The 1121-nt window shown below is 64.6% G+C and carries 1 protein-coding gene; it reads right to left on the bottom strand.

All coding sequences use genetic code 11. From position 1 onward, the window contains the following. Nucleotides 1-833: reverse transcriptase domain-containing protein (locus AC1DY5_RS56605; RefSeq protein ID WP_478122865.1), on the bottom strand; the 833-nt coding region annotated here is incomplete at its 3' end. Nucleotides 834-1121: the final 288 nt, after the last annotated feature.

Raw genomic sequence — 1121 nt, 5'->3', positions numbered from 1 at the left:
ACATAGTGCAGGTAGACGTTGGCCAGCAGTGGTGAAACCACTGCCCCTTGAGGTGTCCCCATCTCACTGACGCTCCAGTTCCCGTCGTCCAGGACGCCCGCCTTGAGCCACCTGCGCACAAGGCGTATGACGCGCTCGTCGCCAATCCGATGCTCCAGGAATCGGACCAGCCATTCCTGGCTGACCGAATCGAAGAAGCCTCGAATGTCGGCGTCGAGAATCCAGTTCACCGGGGTTTCACAGATCGCCACTGCCAGTGCGTCCAACGCATCATGCTGGCTGCGTCCGGGTCGAAATCCGTACGAGAAGCCGAGGAAGTCTTCCTCATAGATGGCGTTGAGCACTGCGACGACCGCGCGCTGGACGATTTTATCTTCCRGGGCGGTGACCCCCAGCGGGCGCTGTTTGCCGTCCGGCTTCGGTATGAACCGCCGCCTGACGGGCAGTGCCCGGTATGTGCCGCGATGGACCTTCGCATGCAGCTCCCGAAGGTTGCCCTCCAAGTCCGCCTCGTAGTCCTGCCACGTCACGCCGTCCACTCCGGGTGCGGCACGGCGCTTGAGCGCCAGAAACGCATCCCTCAGCAGATCGACCGTCACGTGGTGCAGCAGCGCACTGAACTTCTCCTTCTTCCGCTGCCTTGCAGCGTTGCGTACACGGTCCAGCCCCTGTGGCACGCTAYCGCGGCTCTGMGTCCGTCGCGTGYGYGGTTGKCCCGTGTTCCCCTCGGYCCYCGCCCTTGGCTCCGCCCACTCCGCRGCCGGTCGCCCGRCCTTGTTCGCAGGCTTCGTCGCTACTATGGCGAGGTCTGACTTCTCCAGCCCGTGCATCATCGGCTTCGGCTCCTCGCCTTCCCGATGCGGGCCGTCRGCTGGCGCCGACGGTCAGACTGGAGATCTCCCGGTTCCCGCGCAAGGAGCGTGCGCACATGCCAGGGTCTAYGACCACGCCGRGTCRWCCGGGCGCTTGCGATGGCGCGCACAGCCGTGTTGCCTTCCGCCGGAAGAACAGCGTCGGCACTCGGGATACGAAAGCTATCGTGGCTCAATGGCTGGCCTATGCGTACCCCTGTCAACGCTTCGCGCCGCACCTCGCGATGTGACGCGCATGACTGCATGACT

This window comes from Variovorax sp. P4_D9, from assembly GCF_056401695.1.
This window is presented reverse-complemented; position numbering and strand designations above follow the sequence as displayed.